This window comes from uncultured Escherichia sp., assembly GCF_948475835.1.
Classification (GTDB): domain Bacteria; phylum Pseudomonadota; class Gammaproteobacteria; order Enterobacterales; family Enterobacteriaceae; genus ECMA0423.
This window is the reverse complement of the sequence record NZ_CAOLGM010000203.1, coordinates 1-4,546: the sequence shown is the minus strand read 5'-3', so window position 1 is coordinate 4,546 and position 4,546 is coordinate 1. Positions and strand designations below refer to the sequence as shown.

The following is a 4,546-nucleotide window of genomic DNA, read 5'->3' as shown; positions in this document are numbered from 1 at the left end:
CAGAAGTGAAACGCCGTAGCGCCGATGGTAGTGTGGGGTCTCCCCATGCGAGAGTAGGGAACTGCCAGGCATCAAATAAAACGAAAGGCTCAGTCGAAAGACTGGGCCTTTCGTTTTATCTGTTGTTTGTCGGTGAACGCTCTCCTGAGTAGGACAAATCCGCCGGGAGCGGATTTGAACGTTGCGAAGCAACGGCCCGGAGGGTGGCGGGCAGGACGCCCGCCATAAACTGCCAGGCATCAAATTAAGCAGAAGGCCATCCTGACGGATGGCCTTTTTGCGTTTCTACAAACTCTTCCTGTCGTCATATCTACAAGCCATCCCCCCACAGATACGGTAAACTAGCCTCGTTTTTGCATCAGGAAAGCAGCTATGAACCACTCCTTAAAACCCTGGAACACATTTGGCATTGATCATAATGCTCAGCACATTGTATGTGCCGAAGACGAACAACAATTACTCAATGCCTGGCAGTATGCAACCGCAGAAGGACAACCCGTTCTTATTCTGGGTGAAGGAAGTAATGTACTTTTTCTGGAAGACTATCGCGGCACGGTGATCATCAACCGGATCAAAGGTATCGAAATTCATGATGAACCTGATGCGTGGTATTTACATGTAGGAGCCGGAGAAAACTGGCATCGCCTGGTAAAATACACTTTGCAGGAAGGTATGCCTGGTCTGGAAAATCTGGCATTAATTCCTGGTTGTGTCGGCTCATCACCTATCCAGAATATTGGTGCTTATGGCGTAGAATTACAGCGAGTTTGCGCTTATGTTGATTGTGTTGAACTGGCGACAGGCAAGCAAGTGCGCTTAACTGCCAAAGAGTGCCGTTTTGGCTATCGCGACAGTATTTTTAAACATGAATACCAGGATCGCTTCGCCATTGTAGCCGTAGGTCTGCGTCTGCCAAAAGAGTGGCAACCTGTACTAACGTATGGTGACTTAACTCATCTGGATCCTACAACAGTAACGCCACAGCAAGTATTTAATGCGGTGTGTCATATGCGCACCACCAAACTCCCTGATCCAAAAGTGAATGGCAATGCCGGTAGTTTCTTCAAAAACCCTGTTGTATCTGCCGAAACGGCTAAAGCATTACTGGCGCAATTTCCAACAGCACCAAATTACCCCCAGGCGGGTGGTTCAGTAAAACTGGCAGCAGGTTGGCTTATTGATCAGTGCCAGCTAAAAGGGATGCAAATGGGTGGGGCTGCGGTGCACCGTCAACAGGCGTTAGTTCTCATTAATGAAGACAATGCAAAAAGCGAAGATGTGGTGCAACTGGCACACCATGTAAGACAAAAAGTGGGTGAAAAATTTAATGTCTGGCTTGAGCCTGAAGTCCGCTTTATTGGTGCATCAGGTGAAGTGAGCGCAGTGGAGACAATTTCATGAAGGATAACACCGTGCCACTGAAATTGATTGCCCTGTTAGCGAACGGTGAATTTCACTCTGGCGAGCAGTTGGGTGAAACGCTGGGAATGAGCCGGGCGGCTATTAATAAACACATTCAGACACTGCGTGACTGGGGCGTTGATGTCTTTACCGTTCCGGGTAAAGGATACAGCCTGCCTGAACCTATCCAGTTACTTAATGCTGAAGAGATATTGAGTCAGCTGGATGGCGGTAGTGTAGCCGTGCTGCCAGTGATTGACTCCACGAATCAGTACCTTCTTGATCGTATCGGAGAGCTTAAATCGGGCGATGCCTGCGTTGCAGAATACCAGCAGGCTGGCCGTGGTCGCCGGGGTCGGAAATGGTTTTCGCCTTTTGGCGCAAACTTATATTTGTCGATGTTCTGGCGTTTGGAACAAGGCCCGGCGGCGGCTATTGGTTTAAGTCTGGTTATCGGTATCGTGATGGCGGAAGTATTACGCAAGCTGGGTGCAGATAAAGTTCGTGTTAAATGGCCTAATGACCTCTATCTGCAGGATCGCAAGCTGGCAGGCATTCTTGTGGAGCTGACTGGCAAAACCGGCGATGCGGCGCAAATAGTCATTGGAGCCGGGATCAACATGGCAATGCGTCGTGTTGAAGAGAGTGTCGTTAATCAGGGGTGGATCACGCTGCAGGAAGCGGGGATCAATCTCGATCGTAATACGTTGGCGGCCATGCTAATACGTGAATTACGCGCGGCGCTGGAACTCTTCGAACAAGAAGGATTGGCACCTTATCTTTCGCGCTGGGAAAAGCTGGATAATTTTATTAATCGCCCAGTGAAACTTATCATTGGTGATAAAGAAATATTTGGCATTTCACGCGGAATAGACAAACAGGGCGCTTTATTGCTTGAGCAGGATGGAATAATAAAACCCTGGATGGGCGGTGAAATATCCCTGCGTAGTGCAGAAAAATAAGAAAGGGGAGCATTAGCTCCCCTGAAAATTATTTGCGTAGTCTGACCTCTTCTACCGCATGATTAGCACTTTTCGTCAGGATTAAACTGGCGCGCTCACGAGTAGGTAGAATATTTTGCTTTAAGTTCAGCCAGTTGATCTCTTTCCACAATGTCATGGCAGTCTTAATCGCTTCTTCTTTAGTTAATTTCGCGTAGTTATGAAAATAGGAATCCGGGTCGGTAAAAGCCCCTTCGCGGAATTTCAGAAAACGGTTGATATACCACGTCTGAAGTAAGTCTTCCGGTGCATCAACATATATCGAAAAATCGACAAAATCAGAAACAAATACATGATGTGGATCGTGTGGATAATCCATCCCGCTCTGTAAGACATTTAACCCTTCAAGAATTAAAATATCAGGCTGAACAACCGTTTTATCTCCATCCGGGATCACATCATAAATAAGATGCGAGTAAACAGGGGCTGTAACGTTTGGCACGCCGGATTTGAGATCGGAAACAAACTTCACCAGGCGATGCATATCATACGATTCCGGGAAGCCTTTCTTCTTCATCAGACCACGTTCTTTCAGAACCTGATTAGGGTGAAGGAAGCCATCTGTAGTGATCAGTTCAACACGACGATGTTCCGGCCAACGGCTTAATAGCGCCTGCAATACACGGGCGGTTGTACTTTTCCCCACCGCGACACTGCCAGCAATACTGATAATGTAAGGAATGCGTTGCCCGTTAGTACCAAGAAACTGTTCCAGAACTGCCTGACGGCGCAGATTCGAGCTTATATAGAAGTTCAGCAAACGTGACAAAGGTAAATAGATCTCGGCAACTTCTTCTAACGAGAGATCTTCATTAATACCTTTGAGACGGGCGATCTCATCTTCCGATAACGTCATAGGTACGGAATCACGCAGAGCTGCCCACTGGTTGCGGTCAAACTGTAGGTAAGGCGTCATTAACGTTTGCTCTTTTATACTCATAAGCATGTTTCTGGCGGTCATAGCTCTATCGGCAAAGCGATATTTGCCATGGCGCGTCACAGTTCTGTTGAATGGGTTAATGGGCAGGAGGGTAACACCAGATGGGGAGGAATAATAAGAAAAAATCTCTGCCAGGAAGCTATCGTTGAAAAGCAATGTGACAGATATTCCATCTGATAAAAAGAATTATGGTTTAGCAGGAGCGCATTGTTGAGCACAATGATGTTGAAAAAGTGTGCTAATCTGCCCTCCGTTCGGCTGTTTCTTCATCGTGTCGCATAAAATGTGACCAATAAAACAAATTATGCAATTTTTTAGTTGCATGAACTCGCATGTCTCCATAGAATGCGCGCTACTTGATGCCGACTTAGCTCAGTAGGTAGAGCAACTGACTTGTAATCAGTAGGTCACCAGTTCGATTCCGGTAGTCGGCACCATCAAGTCCGGTGGGGTTCCCGAGCGGCCAAAGGGAGCAGACTGTAAATCTGCCGTCACAGACTTCGAAGGTTCGAATCCTTCCCCCACCACCAATTTCGGCCACGCGATGGCGTAGCCCGAGACGATAAGTTCGCTTACCGGCTCGAATAAAGAGAGCTTCTCTCGATATTCAGTGCAGAATGAAAATCAGGTAGCCGAGTTCCAGGATGCGGGCATCGTATAATGGCTATTACCTCAGCCTTCCAAGCTGATGATGCGGGTTCGATTCCCGCTGCCCGCTCCAAGATGTGCTGATATAGCTCAGTTGGTAGAGCGCACCCTTGGTAAGGGTGAGGTCGGCAGTTCGAATCTGCCTATCAGCACCACTTCTTTTCTCCTCCCTGTTTTTTCCTTCTGTTTATTGCATTCAACAAGTCGGGCATGTTGCCTGGTTGATGTGGTGATATCACCGATTTATCCGTGTCTTAGAGGGACAATCGATGTCTAAAGAAAAGTTTGAACGTACAAAACCGCACGTTAACGTCGGTACTATCGGCCACGTTGACCATGGTAAAACAACGCTGACCGCTGCAATCACTACCGTACTGGCTAAAACCTACGGCGGTGCTGCTCGCGCATTCGACCAGATCGATAACGCGCCGGAAGAAAAAGCTCGTGGTATCACCATCAACACTTCTCACGTTGAATACGACACCCCGACCCGTCACTACGCACACGTAGACTGCCCGGGGCACGCCGACTATGTTAAAAACATGATCACCGGTGC

General features: G+C 47.8%; 4 protein-coding genes and 4 tRNA genes. 7 read left to right on the top strand and 1 reads right to left on the bottom strand.

What is annotated here, in order from left to right; all coding sequences use genetic code 11:
• Positions 1-372: 372 nt before the first annotated feature.
• Complete coding sequence (murB, locus tag QZF50_RS22690; protein ID WP_001016693.1) at positions 373-1,401, top strand: UDP-N-acetylmuramate dehydrogenase; 1,029 nt, start codon at positions 373-375, stop codon at positions 1,399-1,401.
• Positions 1,398-2,363, top strand: a complete 966-nt coding sequence (gene birA, locus QZF50_RS22685) for a bifunctional biotin--[acetyl-CoA-carboxylase] ligase/biotin operon repressor BirA (protein ID WP_000654593.1) — start codon at positions 1,398-1,400, stop codon at positions 2,361-2,363. The genes murB and birA overlap by 4 nt, the downstream gene beginning before the upstream one ends.
• A gap of 28 nt (positions 2,364-2,391) precedes the next feature.
• On the opposite strand, the gene coaA is transcribed toward birA, so the two are convergent.
• A complete protein-coding gene (gene coaA, locus QZF50_RS22680; protein WP_000023081.1) occupies positions 2,392-3,342 on the bottom strand; it encodes a type I pantothenate kinase in 951 nt (316 codons plus the stop codon).
• A 361-nt stretch (positions 3,343-3,703) separates the two neighbouring features.
• Here coaA and QZF50_RS22675 point away from each other — a divergent pair.
• From QZF50_RS22675 to QZF50_RS22655, 5 genes are all read left to right on the top strand, one after another.
• Positions 3,704-3,779, top strand: a tRNA-Thr gene (locus QZF50_RS22675).
• 8 nt (positions 3,780-3,787) lie between these two features.
• A tRNA-Tyr gene (locus QZF50_RS22670) sits at positions 3,788-3,872 on the top strand.
• Between the two features lie 116 nt (positions 3,873-3,988).
• Positions 3,989-4,063: transfer RNA gene (locus QZF50_RS22665), tRNA-Gly, on the top strand.
• A gap of 6 nt (positions 4,064-4,069) precedes the next feature.
• Positions 4,070-4,145, top strand: a tRNA-Thr gene (locus QZF50_RS22660).
• A gap of 114 nt (positions 4,146-4,259) precedes the next feature.
• Positions 4,260-4,546, top strand: a 287-nt coding sequence (locus QZF50_RS22655) for a GTP-binding protein (protein ID WP_000031683.1), incomplete at its 3' end; no start/stop codon positions are given.

Coding starts and splice junctions, on each gene's coding strand:
- murB (WP_001016693.1), top strand. CDS start 373: ATGAACCACTCCTTAAAACCCTGGAACACATTTGGCATTGATCATAAT.
- birA (WP_000654593.1), top strand. CDS start 1,398: ATGAAGGATAACACCGTGCCACTGAAATTGATTGCCCTGTTAGCGAAC.
- coaA (WP_000023081.1), bottom strand. CDS start 3,342: ATGAGTATAAAAGAGCAAACGTTAATGACGCCTTACCTACAGTTTGAC.